16 protein-coding genes and 1 pseudogene are annotated in these 20,759 nt (G+C 63.8%); 8 read left to right on the top strand and 9 right to left on the bottom strand.

Translation table 11 applies throughout. The annotated features are described in order from the left end of the window. Positions 1-18: 18 nt before the first annotated feature. The 3 genes from NTD88_RS08670 to NTD88_RS08660 form a co-directional block, all read right to left on the bottom strand. A complete protein-coding gene (locus NTD88_RS08670; protein ID WP_095158827.1) occupies positions 19-1,689 on the bottom strand; it encodes an MFS transporter in 1,671 nt (556 codons plus the stop codon). A 438-nt stretch (positions 1,690-2,127) separates the two neighbouring features. Beyond that, positions 2,128-2,442: an AzlD family protein gene (locus NTD88_RS08665; protein WP_262127707.1), complete on the bottom strand. Its 315-nt coding sequence runs from the start codon at positions 2,440-2,442 to the stop codon at positions 2,128-2,130. After that, positions 2,432-3,148, bottom strand: a complete 717-nt coding sequence (locus tag NTD88_RS08660) for an AzlC family ABC transporter permease (protein WP_262155123.1) — start codon at positions 3,146-3,148, stop codon at positions 2,432-2,434. The genes NTD88_RS08665 and NTD88_RS08660 overlap by 11 nt, the downstream gene beginning before the upstream one ends. 149 nt (positions 3,149-3,297) lie before the next feature. Here NTD88_RS08660 and NTD88_RS08655 point away from each other — a divergent pair, with 149 nt between their 5' ends. Beyond that, positions 3,298-4,197 carry a LysR family transcriptional regulator gene (locus tag NTD88_RS08655; RefSeq protein ID WP_095158825.1) on the top strand — a complete coding sequence of 300 codons (900 nt, stop codon included), beginning with the start codon at positions 3,298-3,300 and terminating at the stop codon, positions 4,195-4,197. A gap of 34 nt (positions 4,198-4,231) precedes the next feature. Here NTD88_RS08655 and NTD88_RS08650 read toward each other — a convergent pair whose 3' ends face one another. Then, positions 4,232-4,681, bottom strand: coding sequence for an NUDIX hydrolase (locus tag NTD88_RS08650; RefSeq protein ID WP_262155122.1), 450 nt, complete (start codon positions 4,679-4,681; stop codon positions 4,232-4,234). 110 nt (positions 4,682-4,791) lie between these two features. Then, on the bottom strand, positions 4,792-5,343 hold the full coding sequence (locus NTD88_RS08645) for a hypothetical protein (protein WP_095158823.1): 552 nt from the start codon (positions 5,341-5,343) through the stop codon (positions 4,792-4,794). Between the two features lie 188 nt (positions 5,344-5,531). On the opposite strand from NTD88_RS08645, the gene NTD88_RS08640 reads away from it, so the two are divergent. The 3 genes from NTD88_RS08640 (at position 5,532) to NTD88_RS08630 (ending at position 12,868) form a co-directional block, all read left to right on the top strand. Continuing rightward, entirely contained in the window at positions 5,532-6,278 is a 747-nt protein-coding gene (locus NTD88_RS08640) for a sulfite exporter TauE/SafE family protein (protein ID WP_262155121.1), read from the top strand. A gap of 65 nt (positions 6,279-6,343) precedes the next feature. Next, a complete protein-coding gene (locus tag NTD88_RS08635; RefSeq protein ID WP_262155120.1) occupies positions 6,344-7,156 on the top strand; it encodes an NYN domain-containing protein in 813 nt (270 codons plus the stop codon). Positions 7,157-7,243: 87 nt separating this feature from the next. Further along, complete coding sequence (locus NTD88_RS08630; RefSeq protein ID WP_262155119.1) at positions 7,244-12,868, top strand: NEL-type E3 ubiquitin ligase domain-containing protein; 5,625 nt, start codon at positions 7,244-7,246, stop codon at positions 12,866-12,868. A 53-nt stretch (positions 12,869-12,921) separates the two neighbouring features. On the opposite strand, the gene NTD88_RS08625 is transcribed toward NTD88_RS08630, so the two are convergent. From NTD88_RS08625 to NTD88_RS08610, 4 genes are all read right to left on the bottom strand, one after another. Beyond that, positions 12,922-13,257, bottom strand: coding sequence for a helix-turn-helix transcriptional regulator (locus tag NTD88_RS08625; protein WP_262155118.1), 336 nt, complete (start codon positions 13,255-13,257; stop codon positions 12,922-12,924). A 5-nt stretch (positions 13,258-13,262) separates the two neighbouring features. Beyond that, positions 13,263-14,126: a TIGR03915 family putative DNA repair protein gene (locus NTD88_RS08620; RefSeq protein WP_262155117.1), complete on the bottom strand. Its 864-nt coding sequence runs from the start codon at positions 14,124-14,126 to the stop codon at positions 13,263-13,265. After that, a complete protein-coding gene (locus tag NTD88_RS08615) occupies positions 14,123-15,343 on the bottom strand; it encodes a putative DNA modification/repair radical SAM protein (protein WP_262155116.1) in 1,221 nt (406 codons plus the stop codon). Before NTD88_RS08615 ends, NTD88_RS08620 begins: the two co-directional genes overlap by 4 nt. Before the next feature lie 83 nt (positions 15,344-15,426). Continuing rightward, positions 15,427-16,203 carry an IclR family transcriptional regulator gene (locus tag NTD88_RS08610; protein ID WP_262155115.1) on the bottom strand — a complete coding sequence of 259 codons (777 nt, stop codon included), beginning with the start codon at positions 16,201-16,203 and terminating at the stop codon, positions 15,427-15,429. 633 nt (positions 16,204-16,836) lie between these two features. Here NTD88_RS08610 and NTD88_RS08605 point away from each other — a divergent pair. The 4 genes and pseudogenes from NTD88_RS08605 to NTD88_RS08590 form a co-directional block, all read left to right on the top strand. Continuing rightward, complete coding sequence (locus NTD88_RS08605; protein WP_262127719.1) at positions 16,837-18,207, top strand: aminotransferase; 1,371 nt, start codon at positions 16,837-16,839, stop codon at positions 18,205-18,207. Beyond that, positions 18,204-19,358: an ABC transporter ATP-binding protein gene (locus NTD88_RS08600; RefSeq protein ID WP_262155114.1), complete on the top strand. Its 1,155-nt coding sequence runs from the start codon at positions 18,204-18,206 to the stop codon at positions 19,356-19,358. Before NTD88_RS08605 ends, NTD88_RS08600 begins: the two co-directional genes overlap by 4 nt. Before the next feature lie 89 nt (positions 19,359-19,447). Beyond that, the gene (locus tag NTD88_RS08595) at positions 19,448-20,497 is read left to right on the top strand and encodes an ABC transporter substrate-binding protein (protein ID WP_262127721.1); all 1,050 of its coding nucleotides are present in this window, start codon (positions 19,448-19,450) and stop codon (positions 20,495-20,497) included. 19 nt (positions 20,498-20,516) lie between these two features. Next, a pseudogene (locus NTD88_RS08590) lies at positions 20,517-20,759 on the top strand (ABC transporter permease); the annotation flags it as partial.

The raw sequence follows: 20,759 nt of genomic DNA, 5'->3' as shown, positions 1-20,759 counted from the left end.
GAGGCCCTGAGCCCGGCCTCAAGCGATATCCCGATCCTTGGTTTCCGGCAGGAAGAAGGTGCCGAGGATCGCCGTCATCACCGCAATGACGATCGGGTACCACAGCCCGTAGTAGATATCACCGGTCGCCGCGACCATGGCGAACGCCACGGTCGGCAGGAAACCGCCGAACCAGCCGTTGCCGATGTGGTACGGCAGCGACATCGAGGTGTAGCGGATCCGCGCCGGGAACAGCTCCACCAGCCAGGCGGCGATCGGCCCATAGACCATGGTCACGTACAGCACGAGGATGGTCAGCAGCAACAGCACCATCGGGTAGTTGGTCTTGGCCGGGTCGGCCTTTTCCGGGTAGCCGGCGTCTTTCAGCGCGGTGCCGAGGGTCGCGGTGAAGGCGTCGTTGGTGGTCTTGAAGTCCGCCGCCGGCATGCCGGTGCCTTCGAAGCTGGAAATCACCTTGTCACCAATCCGGACCTGCGCCACCGTACCCGCCGCGGCTTTCTCGTTGACGTAGGGAATGGCTTTTTTCGCCAGCACGGTCTTGGCGAGGTCACAGGAGCTGGTGAAACGCGCCTTGCCCACCGGGTCGAACTGGAACGAACACTGCGCGGGATCGGCGATCACCGTCACCGGGTTCTGCGCCTGGGCGCGGTAGATGTCGGGGTTACCGAACTCGGTCAGGCCCTTGAAGATCGGGAAGTAGGTCAGCGCCGCGAGGATGCAGCCGGCCATGATGATTTTCTTGCGGCCGATGCGGTCGGACAGGCTGCCGAACAGGATGAAGAACGGCGTGCCGATCAGCAGCGAACCGGCGATCAGCAGGTTGGCGGTTTGCGGGTCGATCTTGAGCATCTGCAGCAGGAAGAACAGCGCGTAGAACTGGCCGGTGTACCAGACCACCGCCTGCCCCGCCGTGCCGCCGAGCAGCGACATGATCACCACCTTGAGGTTGTCCCAGCGGGCGAAGGATTCGGTCAGCGGCGCCTTCGACGCCTTGCCTTCGGCCTTCATCTTGTTGAACACCGGCGACTCGTGAAGCTGCATGCGGATGTACACCGAGACGATCAGCAGCAGGATCGACAACAGAAACGGAATCCGCCAGCCCCATTCCTCGAAGGCCTCGGTGCCGAGCACCGTGCGGCAGGCGAGGATCACCAGCAGCGAGAGAAACAGGCCGAGGGTCGCGGTGGTCTGGATCCACGAGGTGAAGAAACCGCGCTTGCCGGGTGGCGCGTGCTCCGCGACGTAAGTCGCCGCCCCGCCGTACTCGCCACCCAGCGCCAGGCCCTGTAACAGGCGCAGGGTGACCAGGATGATCGGCGCCGCCACACCGATGGTGGAATAACTGGGCAACAGCCCCACCACGGCGGTGGAGACACCCATGATGACGATGGTGATGAGGAAGGTGTGCTTGCGCCCGATCATGTCGCCCAGGCGGCCGAAGAAAATGGCGCCGAACGGTCGCACCGCGAAACCGGCGGCGAACGCCATCAGGGCGAAGATGAAGGAGGTGGTTTCGTTGACGCCGGCGAAGAAATGCTTGGCGATGATCGCCGCGAGAGAGCCGTAGAGATAAAAGTCGTACCACTCGAACACCGTACCGAGGGACGAGGCGAAGATCACCTTGCGTTCCTCTTTGGTAATACCGCGCCTGGGCTCGCTGCCAGGGGTCGTACTGTCGACTGCCGCCATGATTTTCTCCGTCTTGTTCTAGTAGGCCGGAGCATCCCGCTATCCTTTCGCACGCACTCTGGCCAAGAGAGGCTGATGACTTCGGATCACGGACTGCGCCGGGCCTTTGGAACAGGCGGCGGCCTCGCGTTTTTGCACGCACGCTTGAAGCATAATCAGCCTTGGCGAGATATCCAGTCGCCATCACTGATGAAGGAGCAGCTCTTGCGCCTGGTGGCATGTGTAGGAGCGAGCTTGCTCGCGATAAGGCGTGCCACCTGGCGAAAACGCGCCTTGGCGAGGATGTCGTCGGAGCGGTGAGCCTTATCCACGGCCGAGTCCATTTCTGAAAACCGCCCGCTCCTCTGTGGGAGCCGGCTTGCCGGCGATAGCGCCCTCAACTCCCCCACACTTGCGCGAACGTAAAAAACTATCCGCCTCGCCCCCCCTAAACCCCGCTCAACCCGCCAAGTGACGAAACACCGCCGCCGCAACAACCCCCGCAGCAATCGCCGGCAGCGGCTTCTTCACCAGCAGCATGACCACCGCCGTACTCGCCAGCGCCACCCGCGCACCGTTGTCGCCACTCACCGCCAGCGGCGTCAACACCGCCACCAGCACCGAACCCGACATCGCGCCGATAAACTGCTGCACGCGGTGGCTGATGGGCACGAAGGACATCACGAACACCCCACCCCAACGCGTCGCCAGGGTCACCAGCGCCATGACCAGAATGATCAGCAGCGGGCCGTTGCCACTGGTTTCAATGCTCATTTTTCTTCTCCATCCACAGCGCCCCGACAATACCGCCGGCCAGCGCGCCGACCACCACATGACTGTTTTCCGGCAGATACCAATAGGCCAACAGCGCGGAACCGGCCGCCACAGCCCAGATCAACAGCATGCGCAGGTTCTTCTGCCCACCCACCACCATCGCCAGAAGGAAGCAGCCCATCACCATGTCCAGGCCCCAACTCACCGGGTCGCTCACCAGGTTGCCGAAATACAGGCCCAGCCAAGTGCCGAGAATCCAGGTGGTCCACAACGCGATACCGCCGCCCAACAGAATGCCCAGCCCCGGCTTGCCGGCGGACAGCGCCTGCATCGACATCGCCCAGTTGGCGTCTGACACCACCAGCATCACCCCGTAGCGCCGCGCGAGTGGCAGTTCACGCAGCCACGGATACAACGTGGCGCCCATCAACAAGTGCCGGGCATTGATGGCGAACACCGTGACGATCAACGGCACCAGCGGCACCTGCGCGCCCCACAGGTCCAGCGCGGCGAACTGCGATGCGCCGGCGAACACCAGGGTGCTCATCCACATGATCGAAACACCGTCCAGCCCGGTTTGCGCCGCAGCCAAACCAAAGGCCAGGCCGAAGACGACGACGAACATGGAAATGGGCAGCAACTGCTTGAAGCCGCCCCAGACTTCATTGAACCCCAGCTCCGTGGAGCCCTTGGCAACCGACAACACAACTACCTCCTCATCTGGCGATCTCTTGGATGGAACGCTACGTTCAAGCCTGTACGGACGCCGGCCACTATCCTCCAGACACACGTTCGCGAAAAGCGCATATTATTCGCCGCAGCTATTTGTTAATCGAATACGAGAGGCGGCTTTCCATGCAGGACCTGCAGATCGACTGGCTCAAATGCTTCGTCGCCGTGGTCGATACCGGCTCGCTATCCAATGCCGCGCCCGAAGTGCACCGCTCGCAGTCGGCGGTGAGCATGCAGTTGAAAAAGCTCGAAGCCGCGGTGGGCCGGCAACTGCTGGTGCGCGATTCGCGCCAGCAGCAACTGACCCCCGACGGCCAGGTCCTGCTGGGCTATGCCCGGCGCATCCTCGACCTGCACAGCGATGCCCAAAACGCTTTCAGCGGCGACGAACTGACCGGCCGTATCCGCCTCGGCGTGCCCGACGACTACGCGGCCAGATACCTGACCCCAGTGCTCAAGCGCTTCGCCCTGCGCTATGGCGCGGTGGACATCGAGCTGGACTGCGAACAGTCCACCGCGCTGATCCCCCGGGTCGAGAACGGGGAGCTCGACCTCGCCCTGATCTCCCGCGATCACCCACGGCGCGGCACCTTGCTGTTTCATGAGCCGTTGGTGTGGGTCGGCTCGCCGCAGTTCGACGTCTGGCGCCGCGACCCGCTGCCCATCGCCACCTACGAAAGCACCAACCTGGCGCGGCGCTGCGCCATTCACTCCCTGGCGTTGCAGGGCCGCGATTACCGGGTGGTCTACAACAGCTCCAATTTGGCCGGGCAGATTGCCGCGGTGGAAAGCGGCCTGGCCGTCGCCGTACTGACCCGCTGCAGCGCGCCGGAGCACCTGGAAATCCTCGGCGCGGAACACAACCTCGGGCCGCTGGAACCCATGGAAGTGGCGGTGTATCGCAGCCGTGCTTCGCAGGGCTCGAAGCCGGTGGACAGCCTTTATGGGTTGTTGATCAAGACGTTGAGGGCGGGCAATCGCGAGCAAGCTCGCTCCTACCGGATGGCGGGCAGCGCGGAGTGAATCCGCGGGCGCGCGTTTGCTCGCGATGGGCCCGCTAATCCTTGCTCGCCAGCGCCAGCATCTCCAGCAACCGTTCCGGATAAACCGTCGCCCGCGTCGCGCGCAGCTCCTCCACCGACCACCAGTGATGCTCCGCCATCACCCGCGTCTCATGGTCGGTCCAGCCCGCGCGAGACAACTGCTGCGAAGACGCCCGCACGACAAAATACTGCTCCACCGAAATCACGTCCTCGCCGCTGGGCAGGCGCATGACGAAGCGCCGATCACCCACCGGCTCGCCAACGTCGCTGACCTCGATGCCGGTTTCCTCGAACAACTCACGAATCGCCGCCTGCCGGAAGCTCTCGTCCTGCTCCAGTCCGCCACCGGGCGTGGCCCAGTGATCCTTGCCCGCCAAGGCGTCGTCCGTGTGGACGAACCTGAATAGCAGCACTTCCTGACCCGGGCTGATAACCAGCAACCGCGCCGACTTTCTTTCACGCATGAGGGGATTTCCCAGACTCGTTATTAGAAAAACTGATTTCGCATTCGCGCTATTCATCGCGGCTAATGCCGAGCGTGGTGATCGAACGGGTGATGGTCTGAACGAAGGACTCAACGGCCCTTGGTGTGCGCGTCGAAATCCTCGAGCACTTTGAAGTGCTGGCGGACCCACTGCTGGCACTGTTTGCACAGCGGCTTGTACTGCACCGAATTGCCGATGATTTCGTAGGACGCGATGGTGATCACATTCGCCCGCACCCCGTTCATCAACAGGTACAGGGCCAGGTTGCCTTCCGCGCAGTTGTGGGTGGCCCAGGTTTCGGCGGAAACGATCGCCGGTCCAGTGAGACGGCTGCGGTAGGTCACCAGATGCTGGTTGGCCATGGTGGTGAGCCGGGCCGTCACGTCGGCCGCGCTCAAGGTGCCGCCGCCGTGTCCTTCAGCGTTGAGCGTGGTGCGTAGCAACTTGCGCCCGGTATCGCCGCTGATGCCGACGAAGGTCTTGCGCTCCTGAGCGTCGCGCGCCCGGCCGCTGGATTCAGTCCTGCCCAGCGCAGACACCCCGACACAGACACAGGAAGGGTTGCCGTACTCGGCAAAGTACCCCTTCGCCAGATCCTTCATTTCCTTGATGACGTTCTTTCCGGTGATCGAGGTTTTCATACTGCGCGGTCCTTGATGTGGCTATCCAATGCCCAACAGTGCCGGCCCATTCGCACCCCGATACCACAGCGCGCCAAAAGCAGCCGCACAAGCGTTTGGCAATCTAACTGCATGGCCAATTGCTAGCAACGCTTATCTTGGCGGTGAAGAAAATGCACTATATTGGTGCCCTTACAAGGAGAAGTGGCATGGATTCGATTTATCTGGTGGTTGCCCTGGGGGCGGTGGTCGCGGGCTTCGTTCAGGGACTCTCCGGGTTTGCCTTCGGCCTGGTGGCGATGTCGTTCTGGGCTTGGGTGCTCGATCCAAGGCTGGCGGCCACCCTGGCCGTGTTCGGCGCCCTGCTCGGCCAGATTGTCGCGGCGGTGTCGGTACGCCGGGGCTTCGATTTCAAGCAACTGCTGCCGTTCGTCCTCGGCGGCCTGCTGGGCATCCCGCTTGGCGTTGCATTGCTGCCGCAACTGAACATGGACTGGTTCAAGGCGATTCTCGGCACCCTGCTGGTGGTGTGGTGCCCGGTGATGCTGATGGCCCGGCGGCTGCCGGTCATCTCGTTCGGCGGTCGCCTGGCCAACGGCGGTGTCGGTTTCGCCGGTGGCATCATGGGCGGCCTTGGCGGCTTCACCGGCACCCTGCCGACGCTGTGGTGCACACTGCGCGGCTATGATCGCGACACCCAGCGCTCGATCATCCAGAACTTCAACCTGTCGATGCTGCTGGTGACCATGGCCACCTACCTCGGCACCGGGATCGTGACCCGCGACATGTGGCCCATGTTCGCCATCGTCGCCCCGGCCATGCTCATCCCCAGCTTCCTTGGCACCCGCCTGTATTTCGGCATCAGCGATGCACAGTTTCGACAGATCGTGCTGAGCCTGCTTACGGCGTCCGGGGTCGCGCTGCTGGTGTCTTCCGTGCCCAGGCTTTGGTCCTAGACGTTTGCTGTCGCTGTCCCGCACATAATTACCGGCACCCTTGCCACCAGCCCCAAGGATGATCCATGGCCATCACCCACTCTTCCCACACGCAAAAGCGCCTGGCCGTCCTGATCGACGCCGACAATGCCGCGGCGAGCATCGTCCAGGGGCTGTTCGAGGAAATTGCCAAATACGGCATTGCCAACGTCAAGCGTATCTACGGCGACTGGACCGGCCCGCAACTGGGCGGCTGGAAAAAGGTGCTGCTTGAGCACTCCATCCAGCCTATCCAGCAGTTCGCCTACACCAAGGGCAAGAACGCCACGGACAGTTCGTTGATCATCGACGCGATGGACCTGTTGTACACCCGGCGTTTCGACGGTTTTTGCCTGGTGTCGAGCGACAGCGACTTCACCCGGCTCGCCTCGCGCTTGCGCGAGGAAGGCCTGACCGTCTACGGCTTCGGCGAGGAAAAAACGCCGAAGCCGTTCGTGGTTGCCTGCGACAAGTTCATCTACACGGAACTGCTGCACGAGGGCGTTCCCGGCACGCCGGGCAATGGCAACAGCCGCCCCGAGCCGGAAGCGGTGCCGACCCCGGAAGCACCGAAAAACGACAGCAAACCCACCGCCCGCAAACCACCCAAGGCCCCGGTGGGCTTCATCGCGAAGATCCTGGATGACATCGCCGACGAAGACGGCTGGATTCAACTGGGCGCGCTGGGCACCAACATCAGCAAGCTGCGACCCGACTTCGACCCGCGCACCCACGGCTACAAGAAACTCAGCGACCTGATCAAGGGCCACCCCGAGCATTTCGAACTGCAGACCCGGACAACCACGGGAACAGGCGGTTCGGTCATCTACGCCCGCCATCGCCAGGCAGACAAGGCCTGAGCGGGCGGGCGCAATACCCTTGTATTCCTTCTTGCCCGATCGTTGTCGCTAGGCTCGTTTGCCCAGTGATTCATCGAGGCAGCCCCTATGTCGAACCCGATCGACTCCATCACCGCGCCGGGCGGAAGCCCGGTGGCGGGACCTACGCATTACGACGTGGTCAAAAGCATTGTTCCGCCCTGGCTGGCAAAAGCCCCTCGTGACGTACACCGAGCCGTGCGTGCAGCGGGGCCTGGGGCGGCGTCCTGGTTTGTGAAAGCCATGACCGATCAGCCGCAAATTGCCAGGCTGTTGCAGCAGACCTATGTGGAACATCGCCATGCCGAGGGCGCGCTCACAACGCTGCTGGCGCGGATTCCCGACATTGAGGCGTTCGCCGAACCCTTGCTCAATGCCGCGATCCAGAAACAGTTCGGCCTGCACCTCGATGCGCGCACGACCTGGCTGTTTCACGCCGGCCGCGTGCAGGTCGATGACTCGTTCGTGGCTATCTCCAGGGACCCGCTCGTCGAGACTTTCAAGGCGATGCGGGGCGCGACCCAGGATCTGCTGCGCGCCGCGCTGCAAAACTTCGAAGCCTGGGAAGCCGAGCCTGGCGGCATGCAGCAGTCCAGGCTGAAATCGAGCCTTTACGCCAAGGACGCCACGACAGAACAGCGTACGCCTGTCGCGATCGAGCCCGAGGCGTTCGCCGCACTCTGTCGCACCCTGGACCTCGGCGGGCAATACCAGAAGTTGATTGATTCGGTACTTGATAACGCCGATGCCGGTAAAAAACACCATGCCTTCGAGCGCTTCGAAACGTCCGCGCTGATGCTTCAGGCGCACACGGCGTACCTGAAAAGTGATATCGGGCAGACGATATACCACCGGTTATTGATGCACGTGTCTCGAATTGAAACCGACGCGATGGGCACCTCGCTGCGCTGCAGTTTTCTGAAGATGTGGAACACCGAACTGACCGGAATCGTGATCGCAGTTGAGTGCGGGCGGCAGTTTCAGCGAGTACTTGGCCAACCGGACTGGGTCCGTGATGTCTGCAAGAAAGCCATCCTCGTCTACATACCGGATGACCCCTTCTACCCGCTCAAGGAGTACGCGTCGTTCAAGCAGTTTCAGGAAGCCCTGCAAGACAAGCTGCTACAGCCGCAGTACCTGAAGTTTTTCGAGCGTTTCGTCCCCGCGCGGCATCGCAATGAAGTGTTCGGCAAGATCCGCTCGGCCTTCTACCCAAAGGTCTGGAACAGTGGCGGGTTCTACGAGGAACGCCAGGACAGCGATGCCCGCCTTGACCTCGGGACCCGGTTGTTTTCTGGCGATCTGGTCACGGGCATCGTCAAACAGAAAATCGCCGTGCTCAGGGACGATGCGCTGTTCCATGCGGTTCCGACCGCGAACGAAGACCAGAAGACCCGCGAAGGACGGCTGCGCTACTTCGCCGAAGTGGGCTTTGATGTGCTTAATGTCGCCGCCTTTGTGCTGCCGGGATTGGGTTGGGTGATGATGGCTGTCACCGCCGCGCAACTGGCGCATGAAGTCTATGAGGGGTTCTACAGCCTGAGCCAGGGTGATCGCGAGCAGGCGTGGAGTTACCTGATGGATGTGGTCGAGAACCTGGCCCAGATTGCCGCACTCGGCGCTCTCGCGGGCACGGCGGCCGGGGCCGGGGTGCCCGCGCTGGAGATGCCCGTGGCAGTCGAGGAAATGCGGGCGGTGCGCCTGGGAGACGGTCGCCACCGGCTGTGGAAACCCGACCTGCGTCCCTTCGCCCACGACATCGTCCTGCCCGCGGGGCTCAAACCCAATGCGCTCGGGCTCTATAACCACCTCGGCAAGCAATGGCTACCCCTGGATGGAAGCACCTTCCGCGTCACATCCAACGCGGAGGGATCCGCGCATTTGCTGGAGCACCCGGACCGGAGCAACGCGTATCAGCCGACCTTGCGCAGCAACGGCGCCGGCGCCTGGTTGCATGAGGTGGACCGGCCGCTGGAATGGGAAGGCCTGACCCTGTTTCAGCGATTGGGGCCGTTGGCGGACGGGCTGTCGGAACAGACCGCCCACCGCATTCTCTTCGCCAGCGATACCTACCCGGCGCAACTGCGTCGTGCCCTGGCCGACAGTGAACGGCCACCGGCCCTGCTCATCGATGCACTGGAGCGCGTGCGGCTCGAGAAGGAGCTGAGTTCGGTCGGCAGCGATTTGAGTTCCACGGGGCGGGCGGCGTTGTTCGCTGCCTGGTATGACGTACTGCAAGCGGGCGTGTCGGGCGAAGCGCGCTTGCTGATGGAAACGTTCACCGGGTTGCCCGCGGCCGTGGCCGAGGAGCTGCTGGCGCATGCCGAGCCAAGTGAGCTGACGCAATTGAGGAATGAGCACAAGGTCGCGCTGCGACTGGCCGAAGAGGCCCGGGTCTATCAGCAGAAAGTGCGTCTGGCGCGGGCCTACGAAGGGTTGTACCTGGACTCGGCAAACACCGCCGACAGCGACAGGCTGGTGCTGCACAGTCTTGAAAACCTGCCGGGGTGGTCGCCAGAGGTTCGTCTTGAAGTCCGTTCGGGCGCCTTCGACGGCCCGTTGCTCGACCAGGTGGGCCCATCGGACGCACCGATTTGCCGGGTGCTGCTCAAGGGCGACGAGGGCTATCAGGCCGTCAGCCCCGACGGTATGCCGGCCGAAGCGCCTCCTGATGATCTGTTTGCCGCGGTTCTCGACGCTCTCCCCCTGACGCAACGTGAAGCCCTCGGCCTCGTATCGGCCAGCAAGATGGCTTTCCGTCACCACCTCCAGGCGCAGCCACCGATCCCCCGGCAGCGGGCACGACAGGTGTTGCAGATGCAGCCGGGCCAGCCCGGCGCCCGTTCACCGATGCGCCTTGCCGATGGCCGTCTCGGCTACCCGCTGAGCGGCCGCGGCGCCCTGGCGGGCTATATCAGCGAAGAGACCCTGCTGGACAAGATTCGTCAGCTCGCCTTCCTCGACGCCTTTGCCGAGGACATCCTCCGCGAGCTCTACAGCACCGGCCTTGGCCGGGCAGCCATCAGCGAGCGCCTGGACCAACTGCTCGATGAGCAACGGGCGCTGCATCACAGCATGACGCAGTGGTGGCAGAACCTCGCGTCCACCCGTGAGCCGGGCTCGCGAGCCAGGAGCCGGGAGCGCATTGTCGAGGCGTTGTGGACGCATTGGCGAGGCAACAACCTCCCGGAGATCGGGCGAACCCGCCAGCCGTTGTGGCTGGCGTCGATATCGATAGCGGACTTTCCCGATCAATTACCGCAGTTCGTTTACGACCGCGTACAAGGGTTGGTGCTACGGGACTTTACCGTGGAGGGGCCGAGGCTGATCACCGAGCCGGACGGCCTGCTCAGGTACGAAGAAATGTTGCCGCAGTTCCTGCAGCGCTTCGGCAGGGTTCGGTCCCTGGAAATTCGCCACAGTATCGGCTGGCCAGTGGAGTCCCTGCCCCGGGTCGTGGCGATGAGTTACCCGCACCTCCGGCGCCTGCATCTGAATGACCTGCAACTGAGCCTGAACCAGCATGCGCTGCAGGCGCTGAGTGACTTGCGCGAACTGGAGCACCTGGACCTCAGCGGCAATTTGCTCGTCGATGCGCCGCTCACCTACGTCCCGGGCCTGAGCCCAAATTTCCTGGGCATGAACCTGAACTCCCTGGCGCTGGACCGCGTTGGCATGACGCGCTGGCCACAATGGCTCGACCGCCAGATGCTAAGCCGAATCAGTATGCTGTCACTGGTCGACAACCACCTTGTCGAATTACCCAGGCATATCCTGCAAAACGAAGCCAATGCGTCGCATCAAACCCGCATCTTCCTGCGCGGCAATCTGTTTTCACGCCAGGAGATTCTCAGTGCTCGATTGGGCGAGGGCCGTGGCAGTCGTTTCAGCTTCGACCTGGATATTCCCGAGACGGTCCACGCCGAACTGAACATGCACTTGCACGGGCGCGCGCTGCTGAGCGAGGCCCTGGATATGTGGCGCGAAACCTCAAGCTCCGCGCAGCCGCTGACCGAGCAGCAGATTGCCGCGCGTCAAGGGATAACCGAGACCATCATGGATTTCTGGCGAGAGACCATGCAAAGCAACTACGCGCCTCTGCTGGAACTGGATTCACTCGAGCTCGATGACTTTCCGCAACGCTTGCCGGGTTTTTTCTATCAACGTGTACGTCTCATGGAACTGCTGCGCCCAAGAGGCACACCTGAAGCGCTGAATCGCTTTCTTCTGAGTTTTCCGCATGTGGAACGGCTCGCCATCAGTGGTTATGAGCAACAGATGACCGAACTGCCTGGCGCACTGCGAGCAATGCAGAGCCTGACCAGCCTGGCCTTGACCCACCTCGGTCTACGCGTCGACCAGGCGATGATGGCGATGCTCACCGAGTTGCCCCAGCTCGCATCGCTTGAGCTCGACGGCAATAGACTGGGCACGATCACCAGCGTGTCGGGCTTCACCGGTCGAGAATTCAACCTGCTGAGCCTGAACGCGATGCACATCGAAACCTGGCCGGCATGGCTCGACGCGCTGCTTCCGGGGCGGGTGGATTTCCTCAGTCTGGATAACAACCTGCTCACCGAGCTGCCTGACTACTTACTGGACAATCATCGCAACCCCCACGCCTTCACCGAAATCTCGCTGTTCAACAACCCTTTGACCTACGACACCCGGCGCCGCGCCTATGTCTCGATCGCAGATAACCGGCCCTTCTTGTTCGAAATGGATTTCCCCGAAGACGTCCGGCAACTCCACGCCGAGTCGCACTCGTCGGACTCGGACGAGTTTGTCGCAAGCCCGGCGCACACCCACAGCACTGGAGTGAGCTCCGAAGAGGAAGAACATTCGGTCAGTTACTGGCTAACCGACAACGTGGACGAAAACGAAATGCGCCGTGCCACATGGCAGCAGCTCGACCACGCCGGTGATGCCACCGATCTGGTGCAGATGATCGGACGTCTACGGCACACCGCCGACTATCGCAGCAACAGCACGCGGTCAGAACTGATCGCACGTGTGTGGCGAGTCCTCGATGCCACGGTTCAGGATGTCGAACTGCGCCTGACCCTCAATGGCATGGCGCAAGAACCCCTGCGCCAACTCAGGAGCTATGACACCTGCCCCGACGGTATCCGCCTGGAATTCAACCAGATGGAAATCCAGGTCTTTACCCGCCAGTCATTGCTGGAGGTGCCGGAGCACCAGCGCGGCCCGACGCTGTATCGACTGACCCGGCGCCTGTACCGCTTGCAGGAGCTGGACACGATTGCCCGCGAGGAGGCCGGTGCCCGGGATGAAGCAGAGGTGCGCCTGGCCTATCGCTTGCACTGGGCTGAGGAACTTAACCTGCCGCTGCCACCCGGGCGGATGCTTTACCGCGCCGCGGCCAGTGTTCGACAGGCAGAGCTGAGCCGGGTCCTGGACAGAGTCCTGGAGGGCGAGAGAGGGCAGCCATTTCTGGCCTACGCCGCGCAGCGGGACTTTTGGGTTGCGTACCTGCGCGAGGTCTATGCCGAGCGCTTCAAAGCGCTCAAGGAAGCGTTCGAGGCGCAGGTGCTGGAGCTGCTCGACTTGTATCCGGACGACGAGGCGCAGCGTTCGAGCGAGCGGATCCAGGTGCTGGAAGCGCAGCTCCAGCAGGATGAGCGCAACCTCATAGAGGAATTGACCAATCGCGAAGGCCTGGCTGGCGATTAAGCCTGTACGCCATGCATCGGGCTCGCGGGCAAGGTCCGGAACGGCCGGCGCGGTCACGCGGGCAGTGTCGCCGAGACCTTGCTCAACAACATCCGCGCCACGCCGGCCATTTCCGGGTCGGCGGAGGTCGCGAGCAGTTGCATGCCGAGGGCCAGGGCGTCCAGTTCGATGCGACTGAGGTGCAGCGGCGGCAGCTCGACATCGGCCGCCAGGGCGTAGCCGACACCGGTGGTGCCGTAGACGGGGACGCCACTCAGGGACAACTCGTCGATATAGCGGTAGATCGAGCGGGCCGACACCCCGAGGTGCTCGGCGAGGCGTTCGGCGGTGATGGGTTGGTGAACACCGATGAGGTTCACCAGTTGAAACAGACGATCGGCCTTGTGCATGGGGATTACCTGCTGCCAGGAGTCGGTTGAGCCACGGCGACCCCGCGGGCAATCCGCTTGCCACCCTGCACCGCCACCTCCTGCGCCTGGCCGTCACGCTGCTTGCCCTGCCGCGCCTGGCCCACCAGCCGGGGAATCAGGTCACCTTCCGGCAGGTTGCGCCAGAAGCGTCCGGGCATGTGCTGGCGCAGGGCATCGGGATTGACCCGGGCCGGGTTGAAGGTGTGTCGGTAGTACGTGCGCCACAGTTCGGCGTCGGGGTCTTCGGCATGCTGCGCCCACTGGCGCCAGTCCTCGGGACACTGGCGGCGATAGTCCAGCGTCTCGCCATCGAAGCGGATGCCGTCCCGTGGCGTCGCGATCAGCCAGCGCTGGCGGCCCAGGCGGTCAGCGAAGTGGTCACTGGCGCTTTCGAGGATGTCATGGGCCGGCTCATGCCAGGCCACCAGGTCCAGTTGCAAGTGCTCGGCCAGGGCGTCGGGAAGCGGGACGAAACGCACGAACGCGTGCAGGTGATGGGCTTCGCGGGTGACCTGCTTGATCCGCCGCTGCAGCTCGCTGCCCAGGCGGTCGCCGGCCAGCATCGCGGTGCGATCGCCATGGGCCACGCGCCAGAGCACTTCATACAGCAGGCTCCAGCGTTGCTCGCCCTGGTAGCGGGCCGCCAGTTGCAGGTGCGCCAGCAATTCCGCCGGCACCCGCGCCCGAAACGGTCCTGCCCCGGCCGGCAGCGCCTCGGGAGTGGCCAGCAGGTCCTGCATCGGGCCCTGGCTCCAGGTCACCTCGGCCGGGTCGATGCCATGGCCGAGCAGCTTGCGCGCCTGCTCGCGCCAGGTGTCGAAGTGGTCGTCGCACTCCAGCGCGATCATCCCCACAGCCCCATTTGCACCGGTGCTTGCGGCTCACGCAGGCGGGCGCGCAGCAGGCCGCTGCGCATCTCCGCCAGCGCCGGGCGGTAGTCGCTGGTGACGATGAAGGGTCGGGCCTTGTCGAGCACGCAGCGCAACTGGATCAGGTCGTCGTAGCGCACCCGCCGCTCGCGCCGCAGGGCCACCAGCCGCTGCACGCTGCGCAGGCCGATGCCGGGGATGCGCGCCAGCAAGGCCGGCTCGGCGCGGTTGATGTCCACCGGGAACACCTCGCGGTTGGACAGGGCCCAGGCCAGCTTGGGGTCGATGTCCAAGGCCAGGTTGCTCGACTCGCTGAGCAGTTCGCCGGCTTTGTAGCCGTAGCCGCGCATGAGGAAGTCGGCCTGGTACAGCCGGTGCTCGCGCAACAGCGGTGGCGCGGCCAGCGGCACGCTGTCGGGGCTGTCGGGGATCGGGCTGAACGCCGAGTAATAGACGCGCCTGAGGCCATAGCCCTGGTACAGCGACTCGGCGTTGCACAGGATGGTGCGGTCGTCCGAGGCGTCGGCGCCGACGATCATCTGGGTGCTCTGCCCCGCCGGGGTAAAGCGTGGCGCCCTCGCCTCGCCGGCCACGGCTTGCTGGCCTCGGTGAATGGTGCCCATGGCCTGGCGGATGGTGCTGACCTGCTTTTCCGGGGCCAAACGCTTGAGGCTGGCGTCGCTGGGCAATTCGATATTGACGCTGAGGCGGTCGGCCAGGCGCCCGGCTTCCTCGATCAACAGCGGGTCGGCGTCGGGGATGGTCTTGAGGTGGATGTAGCCGCGGAACTGGTGCTCATCCCGCAGCAGCCGCGCCACCCGCACCAGTTGCTCCATGGTGTAGTCCGCCGAGCGGATGATGCCGGAGCTGAGGAACAGCCCGCTGACGCAGTTGCGCCGGTAGAAATCCAGGGTCAGGCGCACCACTTCCTCGGGCGTGAAACGCGCCCGCGGCACATTGCTGGAACGGCGGTTGATGCAGTACTGGCAGTCGTAGAGACAGAAGTTGGTGAGCAGCACCTTGAGCAGCGAAACGCAGCGCCCGTCGGGGGTGTAGCTGTGGCAGATGCCCATGCCGTTGGTGGCGCCGAGCCCGTCGCGGCCCTTCGAACTGCGCTTGGGCGCGCCGCTGCTGGCGCAGGAGGCGTCGTACTTGGCGGCGTCGGCGAGGATGCCGAGCTTGGCGATGAGTTGCATGGGCCGGCTCTCGAAATACTGAATATCCATACAGTATTTCGAGCGTCGCGCTTATGCAAGCACCCGTCGTCGCGCGGCGGAAATCAGAACTCGCCCTTGAAGCCCATGTTCCAGGACGTGCGCAGCGCGGCTTTCTTCAGGGCGCGAACCTGTTCGGGATCGATCTCGCGGTGGATGTCCTGCACCGTCGCCACCAGCGCGAGGGTGCCGATCAGTTCACCATTGATGCCCATGATCGGCGCGGCGATGGCCGAGATGCCCTGGGTTTCTTCCTCGATCGCCGCCGCCCAGCCTTGGCTGCGAGTCTGCTCCACCTGCTGCGTCAGGGTCGCCAGGTCGGTGATGGTGAACGGCGTGACCGCCGCTAATTGCCCGGCAAGCTGCTCGACCTTCAATTGCCGGGCAAAGGCCAGCGCGACCTTGCCCTGGGCGTTGCAATGCAACTGCAACTCGGTGCCGTGGCGCACGCCAATTTCCAGCGTGGACTTGCCCAACTGGGTTTCCACCACCATCAAGCGCCGCCCCTGCAGTACCGACAACACCACCGACAGGCCGAGCTCATCGCGCAGGTCGCGAATGGCGTCGGCGGAGGCGCTGAGCACATCGACCCCGCTCGCCGCCACCCGGCCCAGCACATAGGCCTGGATGCCCAGCCGATACCGTGAGTTCTGCGGGTTCTGGCTCAGGTAGCCGCGATCGACCAGGGTTTTCAGGTGACGGAACACCGAGCCCTTGGTGGTCCCCAATTGCACCGCCAGCTCGCTGACGCCGATTTCACCATCGGCTCCCGCCACCCGTTCGAGCACGTCGAGGGCCAATTGCACCGACCTGACGCCACCTTGTTTCGCTTCTTCGCTCATCGAAGATCCTTGCTGCCTGGTTCAAGTGCCAGAGAGTAGCTGCTCGCGGTAAGGAGATAAAGCCTCTGTTCGCACAGGCGAAACGCCTTTATGAAAAGGCTTGGTTCTTGCAGGTTTGGGTTTTGTAGTTTCTTGCGCTTACAGATTTGCTCGGCAAGGGTAGCGAGTTGGGGATTGGGGAATGGCGAACAAGTGCTAGCCGGCGGTTTTCAAGCGCTCTTGAAATCGAGCGCCGCCCGCGCGGCGCATCGCGAGCAAGCTCGCTCCTCCATCGGTTGCAACGCGCATATGTCTGCCAGGCCATAGTTGCCCGGCTTGCCTGTAGGACGCAGTATCAAGTCAATCCCAACCGCTTTCACGCGATGGATCATCAAACGCCCAAAGGCTGGCAACCCGAATCCCACAGGCCATGGCACGTTGCAACCAATGCAGGAGCGAGCTTGCTCGCGATGCGCCGTGCGGACGGCGCTCGATCTTGAGCACACTGCAACTCTCAAGACATACAAGCCGAATACAAATAGAGAAACAACGTTCCTCTGTGCGAAACACAAAACATTTGACGCAATCAAAAAATGCTCGTAAAAATGGAACCACGTAACGCATACGCATACAGCTCAACAAGAGGATGACGTCATGACTGCTCGCGGTTCGGCTCTGGCCCAACGAGATATCGCCCACCATCTCCACCCCCAGACCAACCTTCGCCTGCACGAACAGGTGGGCCCGCTGGTGATGGAACGTGGCGAGGGGATTTATGTGTTCGATGAACACGGCCAGCGTTTTATCGAGGGGATGTCGGGCCTGTGGTGCGCAACGCTGGGCTTCAGCCAGCCGCGCCTGGCGCAGGCGGGTTACGAGCAGTTGCTCAAGCTGCCTTATCAACAGACCTTCGCCCACCGCAGCCACGGCCCGGCCGCCGATCTGGCGCAAGCGCTGGCCGAACGCGCACCCGCCGGCCTGAACAAGGTGGTGTTCCAGAGCTCCGGCTCCGAAGCCGTCGATACCGCGATCAAGTTCGTGCGCTACTACCACACGGCGATCGGCAAACCCGGCAAGACCCGCCTGATCGCCCGTCAGCGCAGCTACCACGGCACCACCCTCGCCGCCGCCAGCCTGACCGGCCTGCCAAACATGCACACCGGCTGGGGCGAGCCGCTGGCCGATGTGATCCATGTCCGTTGCCCACACCTGTATCGCCAAGGCCTGCCCGGCGAAAGCGAAGAAGCCTTCGCCACGCGCCTGGCCGAGGAACTGGAACAGAGCATTCTCGACGCCGGCCCGGACACCATCGGCGCCTTCTTCGCCGAGCCGGTGATGGGCACCGGCGGCGTCATCCTGCCGCCCGCGGGTTACTTCGCCAAGGTCCAGGCGGTGCTGCGCAAATACGACATTCTGATGGTCGCCGACGAAGTGATCTGCGGCTTCGGTCGCACCGGCCATTACTGGGGTTGCCAGGCCATGGGCATCGAGCCGGACATGCTGACCTGCGCCAAGGGGCTGTCCGCCGCGTTCCAACCGATTTCCGCGCTGCTGATCAGCGACCGCATCTATCAGGTGATCGCCGACCAGAGCCAGGCACTCGGCGGCCTCGGCCACGGCTACACCTACGGCGGTCACCCGGTGGCGGCGGCGGTGGCGCTGGAAACCCTGCGTTTATATGACGAGCTGGATATCGTCGCCCACGTTCGCGAAGTCGCCCCGGCGTTCCAGGCCGGCATCCAGGCGCTGGCCAGTCATCCGCTGGTGGGCGAGGCCCGCGGCATCGGCCTGATGGCGGCGCTGGAATTCGTCGCCGACAAGGACACCCGCCAGCCTTTCGCGCCGACGCTGAAAATCGCCCAGCAGGTGAGCAACGTCCTGCAACGCAACGGCATCCTCCTGCGGGCATTGGGCGACACCCTGGTCATGGCACCGCCGCTGATCGTCGATGCCGATCAGATCCAGACTATTCTCAAAGCGCTGTCCCAGGCGCTGGACGAAGTGCTGGCAGGTATTCGTCCATGAATCTCCAGACCCTTCGTCCATTGCCCAAGGCCGATATGCCCCCGCCACCCACCGTTGAATCCGATACCGCCAACGCACCGGTGCTGGTGCGCTTCGAACAAGTGCACAAGACCTACGACGAGCGTTCCTGGGTGGTCAACGACCTGCACCTGGACATCCGCCAGGGCGAGTTCCTGTCCCTGCTCGGCCCCAGTGGTTCGGGCAAGACCACCACACTGATGATGCTCGCCGGTTTCGACGCCCCGGACCGCGGGCGCATCCTCATGGACGGCAACGACATCAGCAAGCTGCCGGCCTACAAGCGCGACATGGGCGTGGTGTTCCAGAGCTACGCGCTGTTCCCGCACATGAGCGTGGCGCAGAACGTCGCCTTCCCGCTGAACCTGCGCAAGGTGTCCGCCGCCGAATGCCGCAGCCGGGTCCAGGAGGCCCTGGCCCTGGCGCGCCTCGAAGGGTTCGAGGACCGCCGCCCCGGCCAGTTGTCCGGCGGCCAGCAACAGCGCGTGGCGCTGGCCCGCGCCCTGGTTTATCGCCCGCGAATCCTGCTGATGGACGAACCCTTGGGCGCACTCGACAAAGCCCTGCGCGAGCACATGCAACTGGAGCTCAAGGCCATCCATAAACAGTTGGGTATCACCTTCGTCTACGTCACCCACGACCAGGACGAAGCGATGACCCTGTCCGACCGGGTGGCGGTGTTCAACGAAGGCAAGATCGCCCAGATCGACCGCCCCGAGACGCTCTATAGCCGCCCGGCGACCCGCTTCGTCGCCAACTTCCTGGGCGAGACCAACCTGCTCGAGGGCACGCTGGTGTCCCGCTCCGGCAGTCAGGCCCAGATACGCCTCGAAGAAAGCGGCACCCTGCACGAGGCCCATTGCAGCGACGAGCACCTGGCCGTCGGTGACGGCGCCGCGCTGGCCATCCGCCCGGAAAACCTGCGTCTGGCGGCGCCGGGAGAGCCGGCGATCAGCGCGTTCGTGATCGACAGCATCTTCCACGGCGCGCACTGCAAGTTGCGCCTGCGCATGGACCGCGGCACGGAGCTGGCGATGACCTACAACCCCGGCAGCCTCGGGCGCGCCGCGCCGCTGCCCGGCGAGAAGGTCGCACTGGCCCTGCCCTCGTCTCAGGCGATGATCCTGCGTTAACGCCAAATCATAAAAACAAGCGCATCGAGACGATGAGTTTCTCTTTCACTGCCAACGAACAATCATTCCAAAAGGCTGGGAGTCACATCATGAACACACCCCGTACCGTCCGCGGCTTTACCCTTGCACTGTGCGGGCTGGCGCTGCTCGCCGGCACTGTGCAAGCCCGTGACCTGACCGTCGCCTCCTGGGGCGGCGCCTATCAGGATGTACAACGCAAAATCTTCTTCCAGCCCTACAGCCAGGCCAGCGGCAGCAAGGTGGTGGAAGACAGTTGGGAAGGCGGCATCGGCCTGCTGCGCACTCGCGCCGAGGGCGCCGACAGCGGCTGGGACCTGGTGCAGGTCGAGGCCGAAGACCTGCAACTGGGCTGCGGCGAAGGGCTGTTCGTCGCGCTGGACTACACGCGCATCGGCGGCAAGGACAACTACATTCCCAGCGCGGTGAGCGAGTGCGGGGTCGGCAACGCGGTCTACAACTTCGTCCTCGGCTACGACACCAGCAAGGTTTCCCGCGCCCCCAGCGGCTGGGCCGATTTCTTCGACACCAAGACCTTCCCCGGCAAGCGCGCCCTGCGCCAGGGCCCCAAGGGCAACCTGGAAATCGCCCTGATGGCCGACGGCGTCGCCCCCGCCGACGTCTACAAAACCCTCAATACGCCGGGCGGCGTGGAGCGCGCCTTCAAGAAACTCGACAGCCTCAAGGGCCAATTGCTGTTCTGGAAAGCCGGCGGCCAGCCCATGCAGTTGCTTGCCTCGGGCGAAGTTGCCATGACCACCTCGTACAACGGCCGGGTGACCAACGCCATCCGCCAGGACCACAAGCCGTTCGGGCTGGTCTGGAACCAGTCGCTGCAGACCATGGATAGCTGGGTCATCCTGGCCAACTCGCCCAATGTCGACCAGGCCTACGCACTGCTCGACGTGATGGGTAAAGGCGAGCACCAGAAAGCCTGGCCGGCGCTGCAGCCCACCGGTATCACCTCGGTCCGGGGCATCGCCGACACCGACCCCGCCGCCATGGTCGACTCGCCCAGCGCACCGCAGAACAGCGCCAATGTGCTGGTGCTCAATGACGGGTTCTGGGTGGACCGCATCGACGAACTGAACGCCAAGTGGACCGCCTGGTCCGCTCGCTGATCCCGATCGAGGATTCGACATGAGTGCAATCGCCCTCGACACCGCCCCGCCCGTGGTCGCGCGCAAGGACCGCGCCGCCCTGTGGCGGGCCTACGGTCTGCTGGCGCCGCTGGTGGTGTTTCTGCTGCTGACGTTCGTCGGCCCCATCGGCACGCTGCTGTGGCGTGCCGTCGCCGACAACGAACTGCCCCAGGCCCTGCCGGCCACGGCGCAGGCCGTCGCCGACTGGGATGGCACCTCGGCGCCGGACGAGCGCCTGTTC

The organism is Pseudomonas sp. 20P_3.2_Bac5, assembly GCF_025466035.1.
Lineage (GTDB): Bacteria > Pseudomonadota > Gammaproteobacteria > Pseudomonadales > Pseudomonadaceae > Aquipseudomonas.
This window is presented reverse-complemented; position numbering and strand designations above follow the sequence as displayed.

What these genes read in the sequence shown, in the direction of transcription:
- NTD88_RS08670 (WP_095158827.1), bottom strand. Translation starts at nt 1,689, where the DNA reads ATGGCGGCAGTCGACAGTACGACCCCTGGCAGCGAGCCCAGGCGCGGT.
- NTD88_RS08665 (WP_262127707.1), bottom strand. Translation starts at nt 2,442, where the DNA reads ATGAGCATTGAAACCAGTGGCAACGGCCCGCTGCTGATCATTCTGGTC.
- NTD88_RS08655 (WP_095158825.1), top strand. Translation starts at nt 3,298, where the DNA reads ATGCAGGACCTGCAGATCGACTGGCTCAAATGCTTCGTCGCCGTGGTC.
- NTD88_RS08650 (WP_262155122.1), bottom strand. Translation starts at nt 4,681, where the DNA reads ATGCGTGAAAGAAAGTCGGCGCGGTTGCTGGTTATCAGCCCGGGTCAG.
- NTD88_RS08645 (WP_095158823.1), bottom strand. Translation starts at nt 5,343, where the DNA reads ATGAAAACCTCGATCACCGGAAAGAACGTCATCAAGGAAATGAAGGAT.
- NTD88_RS08640 (WP_262155121.1), top strand. Translation starts at nt 5,532, where the DNA reads ATGGATTCGATTTATCTGGTGGTTGCCCTGGGGGCGGTGGTCGCGGGC.
- NTD88_RS08635 (WP_262155120.1), top strand. Translation starts at nt 6,344, where the DNA reads ATGGCCATCACCCACTCTTCCCACACGCAAAAGCGCCTGGCCGTCCTG.
- NTD88_RS08630 (WP_262155119.1), top strand. Translation starts at nt 7,244, where the DNA reads ATGTCGAACCCGATCGACTCCATCACCGCGCCGGGCGGAAGCCCGGTG.
- NTD88_RS08625 (WP_262155118.1), bottom strand. Translation starts at nt 13,257, where the DNA reads ATGCACAAGGCCGATCGTCTGTTTCAACTGGTGAACCTCATCGGTGTT.
- NTD88_RS08620 (WP_262155117.1), bottom strand. Translation starts at nt 14,126, where the DNA reads ATGATCGCGCTGGAGTGCGACGACCACTTCGACACCTGGCGCGAGCAG.
- NTD88_RS08615 (WP_262155116.1), bottom strand. Translation starts at nt 15,343, where the DNA reads ATGCAACTCATCGCCAAGCTCGGCATCCTCGCCGACGCCGCCAAGTAC.
- NTD88_RS08610 (WP_262155115.1), bottom strand. Translation starts at nt 16,203, where the DNA reads ATGAGCGAAGAAGCGAAACAAGGTGGCGTCAGGTCGGTGCAATTGGCC.
- NTD88_RS08605 (WP_262127719.1), top strand. Translation starts at nt 16,837, where the DNA reads ATGACTGCTCGCGGTTCGGCTCTGGCCCAACGAGATATCGCCCACCAT.
- NTD88_RS08600 (WP_262155114.1), top strand. Translation starts at nt 18,204, where the DNA reads ATGAATCTCCAGACCCTTCGTCCATTGCCCAAGGCCGATATGCCCCCG.
- NTD88_RS08595 (WP_262127721.1), top strand. Translation starts at nt 19,448, where the DNA reads ATGAACACACCCCGTACCGTCCGCGGCTTTACCCTTGCACTGTGCGGG.